Source organism: Chroococcidiopsis sp. CCNUC1, from assembly GCF_023546805.1.
Classification (GTDB): Bacteria; Cyanobacteriota; Cyanobacteriia; order Cyanobacteriales; family Chroococcidiopsidaceae; genus Chroococcidiopsis; species Chroococcidiopsis thermalis.
The window spans coordinates 24503-37858 of sequence record NZ_CP097481.1 but is presented as its reverse complement, the minus strand read 5'-3'; the positions used below and the strand labels follow the sequence as shown (position 1 = coordinate 37858).

The 13356-nt window shown below is 45.3% G+C and carries 18 protein-coding genes; 15 read left to right on the top strand and 3 right to left on the bottom strand.

All coding sequences use genetic code 11. The annotated features are described in order from the left end of the window. Window positions 1-78 precede the first annotated feature (78 nt). From M5J74_RS29585 to M5J74_RS29535, 12 genes are all read left to right on the top strand, one after another. The gene (locus tag M5J74_RS29585) at window positions 79-252 is read left to right on the top strand and encodes a hypothetical protein (RefSeq protein ID WP_250017481.1); all 174 of its coding nucleotides are present in this window, start codon (window positions 79-81) and stop codon (window positions 250-252) included. Window positions 253-402: 150 nt separating this feature from the next. Continuing rightward, a complete protein-coding gene (locus M5J74_RS29580; protein WP_250017479.1) occupies window positions 403-1407 on the top strand; it encodes a bifunctional DNA primase/polymerase in 1005 nt (334 codons plus the stop codon). Further along, window positions 1404-1946: a hypothetical protein gene (locus M5J74_RS29575; protein WP_250017477.1), complete on the top strand. Its 543-nt coding sequence runs from the start codon at window positions 1404-1406 to the stop codon at window positions 1944-1946. Before M5J74_RS29580 ends, M5J74_RS29575 begins: the two co-directional genes overlap by 4 nt. Before the next feature lie 7 nt (window positions 1947-1953). Further along, a complete protein-coding gene (locus M5J74_RS29570) occupies window positions 1954-2391 on the top strand; it encodes a hypothetical protein (RefSeq protein WP_250017476.1) in 438 nt (145 codons plus the stop codon). 44 nt (window positions 2392-2435) lie between these two features. Next, window positions 2436-3200 carry a hypothetical protein gene (locus tag M5J74_RS29565; protein ID WP_250017475.1) on the top strand — a complete coding sequence of 255 codons (765 nt, stop codon included), beginning with the start codon at window positions 2436-2438 and terminating at the stop codon, window positions 3198-3200. Then, complete coding sequence (locus tag M5J74_RS29560) at window positions 3197-3997, top strand: prokaryotic E2 ligase family D protein (RefSeq protein ID WP_250017474.1); 801 nt, start codon at window positions 3197-3199, stop codon at window positions 3995-3997. Before M5J74_RS29565 ends, M5J74_RS29560 begins: the two co-directional genes overlap by 4 nt. A 96-nt stretch (window positions 3998-4093) precedes the next feature. After that, the gene (locus M5J74_RS29555) at window positions 4094-4324 is read left to right on the top strand and encodes a hypothetical protein (RefSeq protein ID WP_250017473.1); all 231 of its coding nucleotides are present in this window, start codon (window positions 4094-4096) and stop codon (window positions 4322-4324) included. Then, entirely contained in the window at window positions 4314-4466 is a 153-nt protein-coding gene (locus M5J74_RS29550; RefSeq protein WP_250017472.1) for a hypothetical protein, read from the top strand. The genes M5J74_RS29555 and M5J74_RS29550 overlap by 11 nt, the downstream gene beginning before the upstream one ends. A gap of 108 nt (window positions 4467-4574) precedes the next feature. Continuing rightward, entirely contained in the window at window positions 4575-4709 is a 135-nt protein-coding gene (locus M5J74_RS32995; RefSeq protein ID WP_256498804.1) for a hypothetical protein, read from the top strand. A gap of 83 nt (window positions 4710-4792) precedes the next feature. After that, on the top strand, window positions 4793-5884 hold the full coding sequence (locus tag M5J74_RS29545) for a type IV toxin-antitoxin system AbiEi family antitoxin (protein ID WP_250017471.1): 1092 nt from the start codon (window positions 4793-4795) through the stop codon (window positions 5882-5884). 122 nt (window positions 5885-6006) lie between these two features. Then, on the top strand, window positions 6007-6720 hold the full coding sequence (locus M5J74_RS29540) for a nucleotidyl transferase AbiEii/AbiGii toxin family protein (protein ID WP_250017470.1): 714 nt from the start codon (window positions 6007-6009) through the stop codon (window positions 6718-6720). A 321-nt stretch (window positions 6721-7041) separates the two neighbouring features. Further along, entirely contained in the window at window positions 7042-7806 is a 765-nt protein-coding gene (locus M5J74_RS29535) for a hypothetical protein (protein WP_250017468.1), read from the top strand. Between the two features lie 71 nt (window positions 7807-7877). Here the strand turns inward: M5J74_RS29535 and M5J74_RS29530 are convergent, their stop codons facing one another. Next, window positions 7878-9455: a VWA domain-containing protein gene (locus M5J74_RS29530; RefSeq protein WP_250017466.1), complete on the bottom strand. Its 1578-nt coding sequence runs from the start codon at window positions 9453-9455 to the stop codon at window positions 7878-7880. Between the two features lie 125 nt (window positions 9456-9580). On the opposite strand from M5J74_RS29530, the gene M5J74_RS29525 reads away from it, so the two are divergent. The 3 genes from M5J74_RS29525 (at window position 9581) to M5J74_RS29515 (ending at window position 10588) form a co-directional block, all read left to right on the top strand. Continuing rightward, the gene (locus M5J74_RS29525) at window positions 9581-9874 is read left to right on the top strand and encodes a type II toxin-antitoxin system RelE/ParE family toxin (RefSeq protein ID WP_250017464.1); all 294 of its coding nucleotides are present in this window, start codon (window positions 9581-9583) and stop codon (window positions 9872-9874) included. Between the two features lie 34 nt (window positions 9875-9908). Further along, a complete protein-coding gene (locus M5J74_RS29520) occupies window positions 9909-10226 on the top strand; it encodes a HigA family addiction module antitoxin (protein ID WP_250017462.1) in 318 nt (105 codons plus the stop codon). A gap of 152 nt (window positions 10227-10378) precedes the next feature. Continuing rightward, window positions 10379-10588, top strand: coding sequence for a hypothetical protein (locus tag M5J74_RS29515; RefSeq protein WP_250017460.1), 210 nt, complete (start codon window positions 10379-10381; stop codon window positions 10586-10588). 23 nt (window positions 10589-10611) lie between these two features. Here M5J74_RS29515 and M5J74_RS29510 read toward each other — a convergent pair whose 3' ends face one another. Next, the gene (locus M5J74_RS29510; protein ID WP_250017458.1) at window positions 10612-11847 is read right to left on the bottom strand and encodes an AAA family ATPase; all 1236 of its coding nucleotides are present in this window, start codon (window positions 11845-11847) and stop codon (window positions 10612-10614) included. Window positions 11848-11923: 76 nt separating this feature from the next. Beyond that, entirely contained in the window at window positions 11924-13327 is a 1404-nt protein-coding gene (locus M5J74_RS29505) for a hypothetical protein (protein ID WP_250017456.1), read from the bottom strand. Window positions 13328-13356: the final 29 nt, after the last annotated feature.

The window sequence follows — 13356 nt, the reverse complement described above, 5'->3', positions numbered from 1 at the left end:
TTGATATATAAAAATTATTAGCGAAAAATAACTTTACCCTAAAAAGGGTATAGAGAAAACTCATACTTTGTTAAATATATGTTATTAAATTACCTCGGTCGAACTGTATTATTAGCTTTAATTGCTATTGTGCTGACTGTGGGTTGCTATCAAACAACTGAAGAAGTTGGTAGCATATACCATGAAGACGATCTAAAACTAAGTAAAGTAGCTTTAAACTTAACTGCTGTAACCCCATACATATCTTATTAGGTAAGAATACAATATACATTTTCGGCTGCGATCGCCACAGATAGCTACTTAAGATGTATTCAGCTTACAGTTATTAAATAGTGAAGCATCTATTGCAGTCAACGAAAATGGCTGTGCCATATTTGCAGTGCATAAAATTGCATTTGAAATATGAATGCAAAAGCTATTGATGTCGTTATTTCTACCCTGGAAATCCTGCCAACACACTGGCATCTCGTACCTACGCACTGGAAAAGACCTTTAGGCTATCGCTGGGAACAACGACCGTTTACTCCCAAACAGTTGCAATCGGAACTTGCTTCTACAGGTAAGGTTCGGGTACTCGACCGAAGAGAAGGCTTCACCCAAGTATCGCCTACAGGTGTTGCATTGATCTGCGGTGCTAACGCTCGCGAATTCATAATTGCTGTCGATTGCGATGGCATCAGTGCGTATAAACAAGTCCTAACTTCTAACTTCTCAAATGAAAACAATAAAAACTCCAAATTCGCTAACTTTTCACCCGATGAAATTAAAAATGCTGCCCTTGCTTACTTACCAAATACGGTTGCTTTCACGTCAGGTCGCCCTCATAGAGCGCAATATCTCTACCGTATACCCTTGCATCTCTCCTTCCTTCCAGAAAATCTCAAGTCCAGGCGCATTTATACTAGAGAACGAGAATGTTTGGAGTTGAGAGGGAAAAATCTATCTTCCGTACTCCCACCTTCTGGACATCCTCAAGGATATTGCTATCAGTGGCTTCCAGGTTGCAGTCCGAGCGAAGTTGAAATTGCCAATGCTCCAGACTGGATTATTGGCAAAATGCTCGTTAGTGCCGAGAAAACTAGACACTATGCTCGAAACAGTACGAGCATTCGCCAGCATTGCGTTACTGATAGGTACGCTCACCTCTACCCAGGTATCGACGGCAACATCGAGCAAGCACTGATTCTGCTGGAAGTCATCCATCCCAAATTTGCCGATAGTTATGACACCTGGCTTTATGTTGGAATGGCACTGCATAGCGTTAGTCCTACCCTACTACCTAGTTGGGAGCAATGGAGCCAACTCTCCCCCAAATACAAACCTGGTGAATGCCAATACAAGTGGAAAACCTTCAACAAATTTGGCATCACCATTAAAACTCTATACAGATTAGCCTACTTATCATGACTGCACCTACTCATAACAAGCAATCCACTGGCAGTTCTCCCCATTCTACCGCTGACGATACTGAAGAATTAGCTCAATTGGATTTGGACGATGACGACGAAGAACCTAGCGATGGCATTGCACCCTCTAGCAGCCCAAACACCATTGCTTCCACTCCATCGAGCAAAACCGACACGAAAACAACCGAACCTGAATCCTCCGTACAAGACAAGTTTGACTTTGACAGAACTACCATCGTCGTCAACTTGCAGATACTACCGCTGCATGAAAATGAGAGGAAGCTACTGATAGCAGTTGGCATTGCTGACGAACCACCTCTGTTGTTCGGTTCGACTCTCAGCGCCTTGGAAGCAAGCAGTTTACCACTCGTGCAAGCGATCGAAAAGCTGAAAGAAAATTTGCCGCAGATGCAAGCTCGCTCTTCATCGCGCCAACAACCTCAGCCAAAACAAGTTCCGACTCGTCAAGTTGTCGTACCGGACTTACCCCAAGCGCCTGTGGCGCGATCGTCTGACCTAAATCAACTCAAATTGTTTTAGTAATTCTATGAAATACGTCTTGGTAATCGAAGGTCAAGAAACTCCTCTAGATGAAACCATTGCAGCCAACGATGATGTTCTCCGCACCACCATTGCCGCATATATGCCCCAGCTAGCAAATGCTGAAATTCAACGTCAAACTCAGGGCGACACGGTACGCATTCAAATGCTCAAACGTGCCGGAACTAAAGGTTCTGTCGCAGCTGTTTGCCAGGAACTTGGCGCTGCACCACCGCAGCTCAATCCGGCTTTGTCGCTAGTTTGGCAGATCGAACAATTAAAACTGCAAAAAGATTTAGATATAACTGCTTTGATTGCTTTACAACCGCAGATTGAAGCAGCATATACTAACGGTCAAAAATGGGAAGTGGCGATCGCCAGAGCGAATTTAGATTTGTGTCGCGCCCCTGCTACCCCTGCCCGAATTATGCCAAAACTCATCTAAATTAAACGTGCAGCCATTGTTTGGCTGCATAACATTCATCGTATATGCACGTAGTATCAGCATCGCTGTCATCTTTTAGCCAACAAATTCTGCGATACCGCACGCCAGTAACTCTTACCGATGCTCTCGAATACCTGCAAGATTTAGCTTGTAAAACTCAACTTCTCCATCTCTACCAAAAGGTTTTTCCTCAAGAGTGGGAAGCATCTGAAATTCCACTAGATCGACGCACGTTTGATAGCGTTTACTGCGACAAAGAAATCGAATTTTTGCACTTAGTCAACGAACAACTTTTTGCCATAGAATTATGGGAGGAATTTGAAACTACTACCTCAAGAGAGTACGAAATACCAATACTACCTAAAACTAACGATTGGTGGTACGAAGATTTAGAAGATTTAGAAGACTGCGACCAATTCTTACTCTCGCTGCTCGGAATGGGTTATGACTTAGAAGTCTGGGAACAAAAGTTTGGTTTTACTCCCGAACGCTTAGCTCCAGCCGACACAATCGATCTAGAGTGGTTCCAACAACTGTGTGCCGAACAACCGCATCCTCTTTGCTATTTATCCGATGCGATCGCCCTGATTGATAAAAGCACTGGCTGCATCTGGTGCGATGTCAGCACCGAAGTCTGCGAAAGTTTGCCTTGGACTTATGAAAATATCATATTTCTAGCCGAGCAATGGAAGATTGCCAACAACTATTGGGACAACGCCGCAGCACTGGGTGAATGGATTGAGAGTGATGTTGTCCATAGAAAAGCCGCCTTTGAACTTTGGAATTGCGCTACTTCATCAAAACCATGATTCAAGCATCAGAAATCTCAATAGCTACTTCAGAAGTAGGAACCCACAATTCAACTAAGACAACGGGATCTACAACTCCAACTGTGCTGCAACTACCGCAGCTATCAGCTATGGCGATCGCTCGCACCATCGCCCATACCGTTCCAGATGACGAAATTCTAGGACATTTGCTCATTTTACGCGGGCAGTACATCTTCGTTAGCAAAGCTCAAGATGGTGTTGAATACAAACCAGTTTCGCCTGAAGCTGTCGCTGCTGCATTCAGCACGCCAGCTATCGATTCAGGATGGTTGTCAAATCATATTGTCAGATGGGGTAAAGGTAAAAATGGTGAATGGATTCTGCTTTATTTCCCACCGCAGAAATACAACATCCTGCTCCAAAATACAGCTAACCATTCCCTGCAACTCGTCTTTCCTTTGCCTGCCTTACTATTCGTAGGAATTGGCAGAACTTACTATATTTGGGCAATGAAAGGTAGCTCGTTCGACCCAGCAGGCAATTTGTATGCAGCTCCCCTGCCCAATGTTATGGGAGAAGGAAGTATCTGCTTTGGCAACAATTTAGTACCTCAGTGCAATTCACAAAACGTTGTTGAAATCTGGAATTTATTCTGGAGCAGCCCGTTCAACAGTGATGCTGTCAGTCACAAATCAAAACAATTTCCAGAAGACATCCGCAATCAACTCATACTGCTGCACGATAAAAAAGCCAAACGGTATCCTGCCAGCGATCTCGTTCCCATTTCTAGCTGGAATAAAAAAACGCCAAACGATATTATCCGAAACCTTCTCTAAGCTGTTGGCATTTAACACAGTAATGGTTGCACTGAGTATTTTTTACCCTCCTACCACTAGTAGGAGGGAATTATTTTAATTGGAGGTAATTTAGTTATGAAACGACACCAGCAACAAAAAGCACAATTGGTAATGCTACCAATTCCCAAAGAACAACTTGCTAATTTTATTGGTAAGCAAATACATCTAGCTTGGGCAAAACAAGGTTGTACTTGGAGGCTGCTGCGAATTGAGGGCGATCGTATCTATTTAGAAACACCCACGACAAAGAAATCGTTGGTAGCGAAAGCGAGTGATGCTATGTATACTCGTCGGTATGAAAGATAAAAGTGTGACTTATCTTGACATACTTGCTATTAATTCAATTGCTAGTGTCAATCTAGAGAAGATCCCTCTACCCCCTGCTCAAAGTTTAACAGCCGAGCAAGTAGAGCGACTCTGGGCGGCGGTTGAGTATCTGGTGGGCTAGACACAACAGCGAGATCTAGCTTTACTCCACATCTTGAGCCACGGCTTGCGGGCGGGAGATGTTGTCAGCCTCAACGTAGTGCAAGTGCATTTGTTGACAGGTTGATTCGTGGCAGACACGAAGACAAACGAGCCGCGACTAGTGCTGTTGCGAAAACAGAGCCGCGATGCACTCAACAGGTATTCATCCTGGTGCGAAGAACAGGGAGAGGAAGTATCGAGCGATCGCCCCTCGTGTATTTAAGCAGATGAAAGACAAGCACGTTCTATTTTTCTTTTTTTTGAAGAGGTCTAGTAGAATTGAGTTACCTGGAATGCAGCTACTCTATGCAACCCAAACACCCACTGTTACAAAAGTGTCTGGCTCAGCTTAAAGCATTGCCTCACTTGAAAGTAGAAACTGAAGTGGAGGAAATGCCTTACATTGCCAGTAATATTGTAGCAGATGGACAGATTGCGATTCATAGTCCTCAAGGTTCTGTTACTTACGTCATTGAAATCAAATCAAATGTCACGAGTGAAACAATTACATTTGTCCTTGACTACCTAAACGTATTGAAACAGAGGTTGACTAGTTATTATAGGACTCTGTTGATTACAGAGAAGCTATCCAAATCAGTTACTAAGCGTCTGATTCAAGAAAACATTGAATTTATCGATGCAACAGGTAACTGCTATTTAAACAGTCCAGCGCTGTATCTACTAACTTCCAGCACTCCATCAGCCATAGAAGCATCCACAGAGTCGCTCGAAATTACAACAAGTACACTGCAACTGATGTATGTGCTGTTGCAAATAAAATCTCCCAAAATTCCAAAACCTTTGTTTAATCAGCTTGCTGAAGCCGCAGGTATTTCTCTAAAAACCGTTAAATTTCTACTCAATCGATTGTGTCAACTCAAATATTTACAGCGGCAACCTGGCGATAATTATTGGATCGCAAACTACATACAACTACTGGAGCGGTGGGAACTCGGCTACAAGGAAAGCCTTCGCCCTAAACTGCTGTTGGGAACCTATACACCACTTACAGGGAGGCAGTTCTCCGAGATTGTAGATGAGATCGTTCATCATGCAAAAGACGAAGGGTATTTAATTGGCGGCGAATTGGGAGGAGCGATCGCCACTGATTATTTACATCCAATTGGAGCTACCCTGCACTTGCCAGAAGACCAAAACCCTATTTCTTTACAACTAAAACTGAGGCTTAAGCCCGAGCGACAAGGAACTATTACTTTTGTGCGACAGTTTGGTACCCGTAATGCCTGGGATAACAGTCCAGTGCCAATGCTTGCCGATCCCCTCCTGATTCATGCCGAGATGATGGCTCTAGCAACCGATGAGCGGGTGCGAGAAACGAGCAATCGCCTCTTCAATCAGTACCTGATTCAGCTACAAAATGCAGCTGAGGCATTTTAGATATGGCTGGATCGGATGCTCGAGTTGACCTGGAAACTAGAAAGATACTGGCAGATCTGAAGGCGGTTGTAGATAGCCTGGATGTTCCGATGCTCTTAATTGGGGCTAGGGCAAGAATACTTATGTTTGATAGTCAATACGGTCAGGGACGAGCAACAAGAGATTGGGATTTGGCTGTAAAAGTGGATAATTGGTCACGCTATGAAACCCTTGTAACTCAAATGACCGCAAGTAAAACTGCACGATTTCGGAAGACGAATGTGGTTCACAAATTTATTCACTTAGGTACAGGGTTAGAAGTAGACATAATTCCCTTTGGGGACATCAGCGGCGATCGGCAAGAAATTACTTGGTCAGACGGCGATCGGATGAGCGTTCTGGGATTGCAGGAAGCATTCTCGAATGCTCGGATTGAGAAAGTTGAGGAGATCGAAATTCGAGTTTTAGGCTATCCTGCTCTTGTTGGTCTGAAAATTCTAGCATGGCATGAACGAGGAGAAGATAAAGATTTGGCAGATATCGTTCACGTTCTTCGGAACTATGAAGATGACGAGCGGGTTATTGAAGAATTATATACTGAAATACAAGCAAGCAAACTTGAATTTGAGATCGCTGCTCCTACACTTTTAGGACGAGATATACAAGCGATTTTTCAAGAGCGAACTTTGGAAAAAATTCGAGAGATTTTGCTGCGGCTGATAGAACAGCAAAATCGCTATTTTCCTCAATTTATCTCTAAAATTTCAGATAGAGATGATTGGGATGAGGAATTTGAGCAACTTGTAAGTCGTTTTCAGGCTCTTCAGTATGGAATCAATCATTTATTAAGCTCCTAATTCAGTCAAGTTATTCCAATAAATACAACCTGATTAGTTTAGTATCGATTCATGCTGCGTACCGCAATAGTTATTCTTCGTCCCAAGTTACTTGTCCGCTAAAGGCAAAGCTTATATTTGGCATTTGGTAAATCTCAATTGCTCCTCTACGAGCGCGGCTGTTGCTCTACCAGGTCATATTCTCGTTCGACCAGCCATCCGCAGGTAACTTCCTTCCCCCATCCTTGGCAGTTCCCACCTTGCTTTGCCAATTTACTACTTGAATAAATTCCACAGTATTGTAGATGTAGAAATATTTTCTGGTGTTGAGCCGATTTTTTGATGGATGAGTCGCAACAGTTAAAGCAGTTAATCAGTGCCGATCTACCTAGCTTGGGCAAATATTACCGAGAAATGGTTGAGTCTCAAGGAGCAGGGGTATTGGTAGTCAACTACTACCCAACTGGGGAGGTAGCACAAATGGAGGCGAGGTTTTTGAAATCGAATCAAATTCCTCGACTGTCTAGACAAATAGGACTACCCAACCTCGAAACCGAATTCGAGCAGCACGATCGGCAAAAAGAAATGGTAGTTGCGATCGTCACTGCACAAACAAAAGGTGTAGTGACTGTAGAAATAGAATTCCACACATCTGAAACATCACTACCAGAAACACCAGCTCTCAACACCGCTTCTGCTCCCGAATCAAAAGCGAAACGCAAATCTTCTGCTCGGACACCCCAAGAGCGCAAATCAACTACCAAGACAACGACACAGCGCCAAGCCAAGAAACAGCCAGAAGAAGTTGCAACACCAAAACTCGAATCTACCTCAGCAAAATCCACTTCCAAGACTTCAACCTCAGCCAACCAGCACAAAACTTCTCCCAAATCAACCACAAAACAAAAATCGCCGCCCAAAGCATCACCTCAAACACCCTCACCCATATCCGAAGAGCGAACCGACGAACCAGAGTTAGAAACTACTGCCCAACCACCAGCCAAACGCAGATCTTCTACCACTGCTTCTACTAGGCGCAAATCTTCTGGTGGTGCAACAAGGCGCAGTCCGACATCACGGGGAGCTAGAGGGAAAAAGCAAAGCTAAAAATTGATTGGATTTGAGGAGAGGGGAAGATTAACATTATATGTAGTACGCGGTGACTATTGAGCTATAGGTTACAGCAAGAACAGCTCCTCAATTGCCACCTCATCGCTCACAAGATCTTTAACAATCCAGATGCGATCGCAAAACTGTTTCATCTGCCGATCGCTCGCACCACCAATTAAGACTCCATAAATACTAAATTCTCGCTGTTGCTTCTTGACTTTTAACTGCTCTAAAAATTCCCGTTTCACGTCGCACTTGCCGTCTGTAATCATGACAATATCTGCTCCTTTGAACTGTTGTTGCTGCTCAATACATTCGGTAGCAGATAATAAAGCTGGCTCCCAAGCAGTGCCGCCACCATTGTAAAAAGCTAGCATCGACTCCAGCAGTCGCGAGAAGTCATGGTGGTGGGGTGGAAAATCATCAACTCGACAAACTCTAGTTGCAAAGTGGATGACTCGCAAGTGCCGTCTCTCTCGGCGGGCAATTTGTCCTAACACTGCCGTTACTGCTTTTGCCCAAATGTCAGGCAATCCATCCATCGAACCAGAGGAATCCAAGCACGCCACCAACGGTCCTTTACATTGCTTCTCCTTCCCTCTCGTCTTGTATTGCAGTAGGGAGCGATCGTAATACAATAGCGCAAACAGAGGAAACAGATCGGGAGCGGAGAGTTTTTGTAGTTCACTCGGCAACAACCGCGACAAGTTATCTCCTAACTCGATCGTTGTTATTTCCCCAAAAGCATTTAGAGCTTGGCTGCGACGCTTACGCTGGGCAGTCTGTTGCAAACGTCCGGCAACGACAGCGATCTGCTTGAGCTTGGCATTAAGAGCGATCTTCTGAGCTAGCGCCATTTTTTCAGCAGGAGAAACACGCAGTTCTCCACCAATTTCATTTCCCCAGCTCAAGCCCAGCATCTCCAACCACCCAGATGCTTCGCTCAATTTTTCATGGGCAGCGTTTAGGGCTGCTCTGAGCATTTGCCTGACTTGTGTTTCATCGAGACTAGCTGCATATTGTTGAGCCTGCCATACAGCTTGTTTTCCTTTCTGTTGTAGGAGTTGGATCAGTTCTGGAGAGCAATCGCCACTATCTTCTATCAACTGCCTCAACCACAGAGATCGTTCCCGTTGCTGTCGGGTTTTGGGTAGTGGCAAACCAGTTGAAGATTCGGTAGGAGTGACAGAGAGAAGATGCTCAAATACTCCAGATGGTGGAACTTCAGGCTGATGCTTCAGTTGTTTAATCAAATCCCGATACTGTTGCGGATTGGGAAATTGGGGTATGGGTGGTGGCAGTCGATCGTACACTTGATGGCAATACTCTACCGTTGCCAGTCCTGCTGCTAGTTGGTTGCCTTGACACTGCTCCACCAGCTCGTCAAAGCCGATGAGCTGTTGAAACTCCCGATGCAATAAAATTGCCCAAGCACTTTCGGGTGGTGGCGGGTCTAGCTCCTCTGGTTCGCTCTCGTAGTAAAGTCGATGAAAAACTTCCAAGGTAAAACTGGGAAAGGCAAACAGCTTGCTAGTTCCTACTTTCACCATTGTTCGAGCATCTTCAAAATAGTTAAGATATTCCTGCCAAAAGAGTTTGGAGATGCTCGCAACTCGATACACGAGTGGCTCAAAGTCATACAGCATAGGATTTAAAATCTATTAAGCATCAACAATACCAAAACTGGCAAGTCGCGATCGCGCCTCGGTCACTTTTCGCTAAAAATAGCATAATATCCGTGTTATTATGTTATTACTAAGCGATCGCGCTGATGATTGTTTCATTCAAAGATCGAGCAACGGAAGACATTTTTGACGGCGAGGATTCAAGAGACGCTCGAAAACTTTGCCCGATTAATCTTTGGTCTGTTGCTAGGAGAAAGTTAGACCAACTGAATGCCGCCACATCTTTGAACGATCTGAGAGTGCCACCAGGAAACAGGTTAGAAGCCCTGCAAGGTGAGCGAGCAGGTCAACACAGCATTCGCATCAACGACCAGTATCGAATTTGTTTTGTCTGGTTGGAACAGGGAGCAGATTTGGTTGAAATTGTTGACCATCATTAACGCTCGTTAATATTTGTAGTTGAGGTAACAATAGATGAAAATCCCTAAATATCGCCCTCCCACACACCCAGGAGAAATCTTGCTGCTAGATTTTCTAGAGCCACTCGGACTGACTCAGCAGGATTTAGCTAATAACATCCACGTTCCTTACCAGCGAGTCAACGAGTTGGTGAATGGCAAGCGTGGCATAACGCCAAGTACGGCACTACGGCTGTCGAAATTCTTTGGCAACAGTCCAGAGTTTTGGCTGAATCTGCAACAAAATTGGCAACTATACCAAACACTCAAAGAAGAAGAAGAGGAGATAAATGCGATCGTCACCTTTGCAGGGCGAGAAGAAATAAGTGCTTAAAGTAATAAGTCTGATGTAGAAGATTTCCAGTAACTCGATGCGGGATGAGACGTTTCCTGAAAAAATGAGGCAGGCTTCATTCGACCATCTCGAACGTCCCACAGATAAATCATTGGGTTTCAAGCCTGCCTCATTTTTAAAGGATTCATTTAATGGATAGCACAGAAAAAATGCAAGTCCGCTCCCCAAAATTTCAGCTGTATCAGTCAGTTATTCTCTACGGGAATGGTGAAGAACGCTCAACTCACATTGTGCGTCGCTGGTTCGATCTGGACGACTCCAGTGACGGTTACTGGTGGTACAAAGTAACAAATGATGAGCAACTTTATCCCGAACAAGCAATTGAGTCACATAGCGAATAGAAGCTACCATTCAACTCATTTAACTACTGATAAACTTTGTTTTTGTAACCGCCAACTTCTACCAGCAAATCCTCGCGAATATCAGTCAGTATTCTCTGCGCTCGTCGGGCATTACGATTCTTGTTATCGGCGATTAACTTCTCAATCTTGCGAGCAATATCCTCCAAGCGACTTGCAGCATTATCAGCCGCTTCGATCAATTTTTGTTCGGTTGTATTACTCGGACGCAGATCGTATTCTCTGGCTGCCCTCACTACAGTGCCGACCTCTTCCTTTGCCGCATCGTACCAAGAGACAGCTTGTCGATCGAGATCGGGAATGCAGGCATTCAAAACTTGACCGATCTTCTGCCGTTCTTTGGGATCTCTTTGCCACAGGCAGTCTGGTAGTAATTCATGAAAAGATTCTGGGTACACTTGCTCGTCGCCCTGCACCAGTGCGTGAGCTTGCAGCAACTTCACTAGCTGTTGTAACTTGCGATCGCTAATGAAAAATCCTTCCCGATCCAGCGCCAGTTGACATTTAATTAAATCTTCTGCCAGTTCGTCGGAAAAAGGTACGATCGCTGCTTGCTGCTGCAAAGTTTTAATTTCTGCCAAACTCAGGCGCACCTTCACCTCTGGTTTGATGTTAGATCTGGCGCGGTGAATTAATTCCCGTTTGGAACCCAATTTGCGGACGTACTGCAACCAAGGGCGATAGACGAAGCGATCGACAAACGCATCCAAGTCTCCATCAGTGGGAACGTTATTGGCAGCACCGCACAAGAACAGTAGTGGGACTGGCTGCGGTTCTGGATTCTCGAAGACTCGCTCGTTCATCAACCGCAATAGAGCGTTGAGACTAGTGGAGTTACCGCGAAACACTTCATCTAAAAAAGCAATGTGTGCTTCGGGCAATCGCCGCTTAGTGTTGCGAATTAACTCGTCTTGCTGCTGTAATGCTCGCAGTGACAGTTGCCCTAGTAACTCGTCAGGAGTGATGGTCGGTTGCAGGAGGCGATCGAAGAATACAGCTTCTTCAATTGCCCCGCACAACTGTTGCAACATCCAGCTTTTAGCACAACCAGGCGGACCAAATAAAACCACGTTTCCACCTGTTAGCAGTACGGCTAGCACTCCATCAATAACAGTAGAACGCTCCAAGAAAATCTGATTCAACTCTCGCCGTAATTGCTGCAACCGCTCTAAAGCAGAGCCAGATGGGGCATTGTTGGGGATTTGAGCAGCTAACTTTTTGGTGTTTTTAGCGATTGCCATGATTTAATCATGATGATTTAATTTCGTTTTCTAACTAGAATCTGAGTTCTGTATTCTAACTAGAAGGTGAGTTTTCCTAAAATCCTGCCTCTGGGTCGTAAGGTCGAGCGGTCGAGTCACGCTCGCACTCGTCGCTATCGACGGCATCTGGAGCAGTAACGAGATCCTTTGTTTTGGCTGTTGCTTCTAATCCCAAGGACTGGCGCACGGCTGCCTCAGCAATCTCCCAGCGCTTGAGTAAGTCTTTGGTACGGAATTTAAATAAATTCTCCATCGATGCTAACTTACCCTTGAGTTGCCGTAACTGCTCCGGATCTGGCTGCTGTGCGATCGCGTCTAGTTGCCTCAATAACTCGGAGTAACCTGCATCCAGTGCCAACGCCTTCGTTAGGTTGGCAAGTCCCTCCCCAGTCGAGTTTTTCTGCTGCACGCGCTGCTTCAGCATGGCTCGGAAGTCTTCTAAGTGTTGCTGTACTCGATCTAAGTCGGGATTGTCGCTCAGGTAGAGCTGCCCCAACTGCCTCGCCCTCTCCACAATCGGCTCTAAATCGCGATCGTATTGCATTAATACTTGCAAGCGAGCAATTAAGGTGTCCCACTTCTGTCCCGTTCTCGATGTCGCATCCGCTCCCGACAAATTGAAGCTCTCTAGCAATTGCGCTAGCTTTGCGTCCGCTTCGTCCCGACTTCTGATTTGCGCGTCATATAAAGTTGAAATTAAAGTCTGCTGTAATGTCTCCTGCGATCGCTCGATTAACTTGAGTTTTTGGCGTTCGACAGCAGCTACCTCTGCCTCTGCCTGCTGCCTTTGCACTTCTGCTTCGCGCTCCGAACGCTCTAGCAGGGAAGGAATTTTTATCGGTCCTTCCACTAGAACCTGCAATGAATTTATTTGCAGTTCCTCCTTAGTAGGATAAGCACCAGCATACTGCCGCAGCGCCAGCTCAATTGCTTTTGGTTCTAATGTTGCGGCTTGTAGTACTTGCTCCACCCACGACAAGAAACCAGCATATTCTGATTCGTATGTTGCTAAAATTCCTTGCCGCAAAGAATCAGCTTCTGCCATCATCCCTTCAATTGCTTCTAGGGCATCGGGCAATGCCGATTCGTGGACGAAGCGGAACGGTTCGCTCAAAAGGGTGTAGCGGTTGTAGATGATTTTCTGCCGTGCTTGGAGTTTGGTAGCAGCATCTTTGAGGCGGTGGTTGATCTTGGCGGCATAGCCACCCTTTGCCGCACTCTCCAACAATCTCAGTACGTCATCCCCAATCCCTAAATGAGATCCGTCTAACTTCAGCGATTGCACTCCCACTTTGACTGTCAGCTTGAGTAAATAGATCGGCTCTTTTTCCAGATGCGACCACTCATGTTGCTGTCCTACACGAGGATTTGCTGCACTAGGCGGTTGCGTTCCACTCATCTGAGTTTGGGAGCGCTCTTGCACGAGTTGGGCTATGAGCTGCTGGTCAACTAATGGCATAGGATGTCTATGGTTCGCTTTTGGAATTT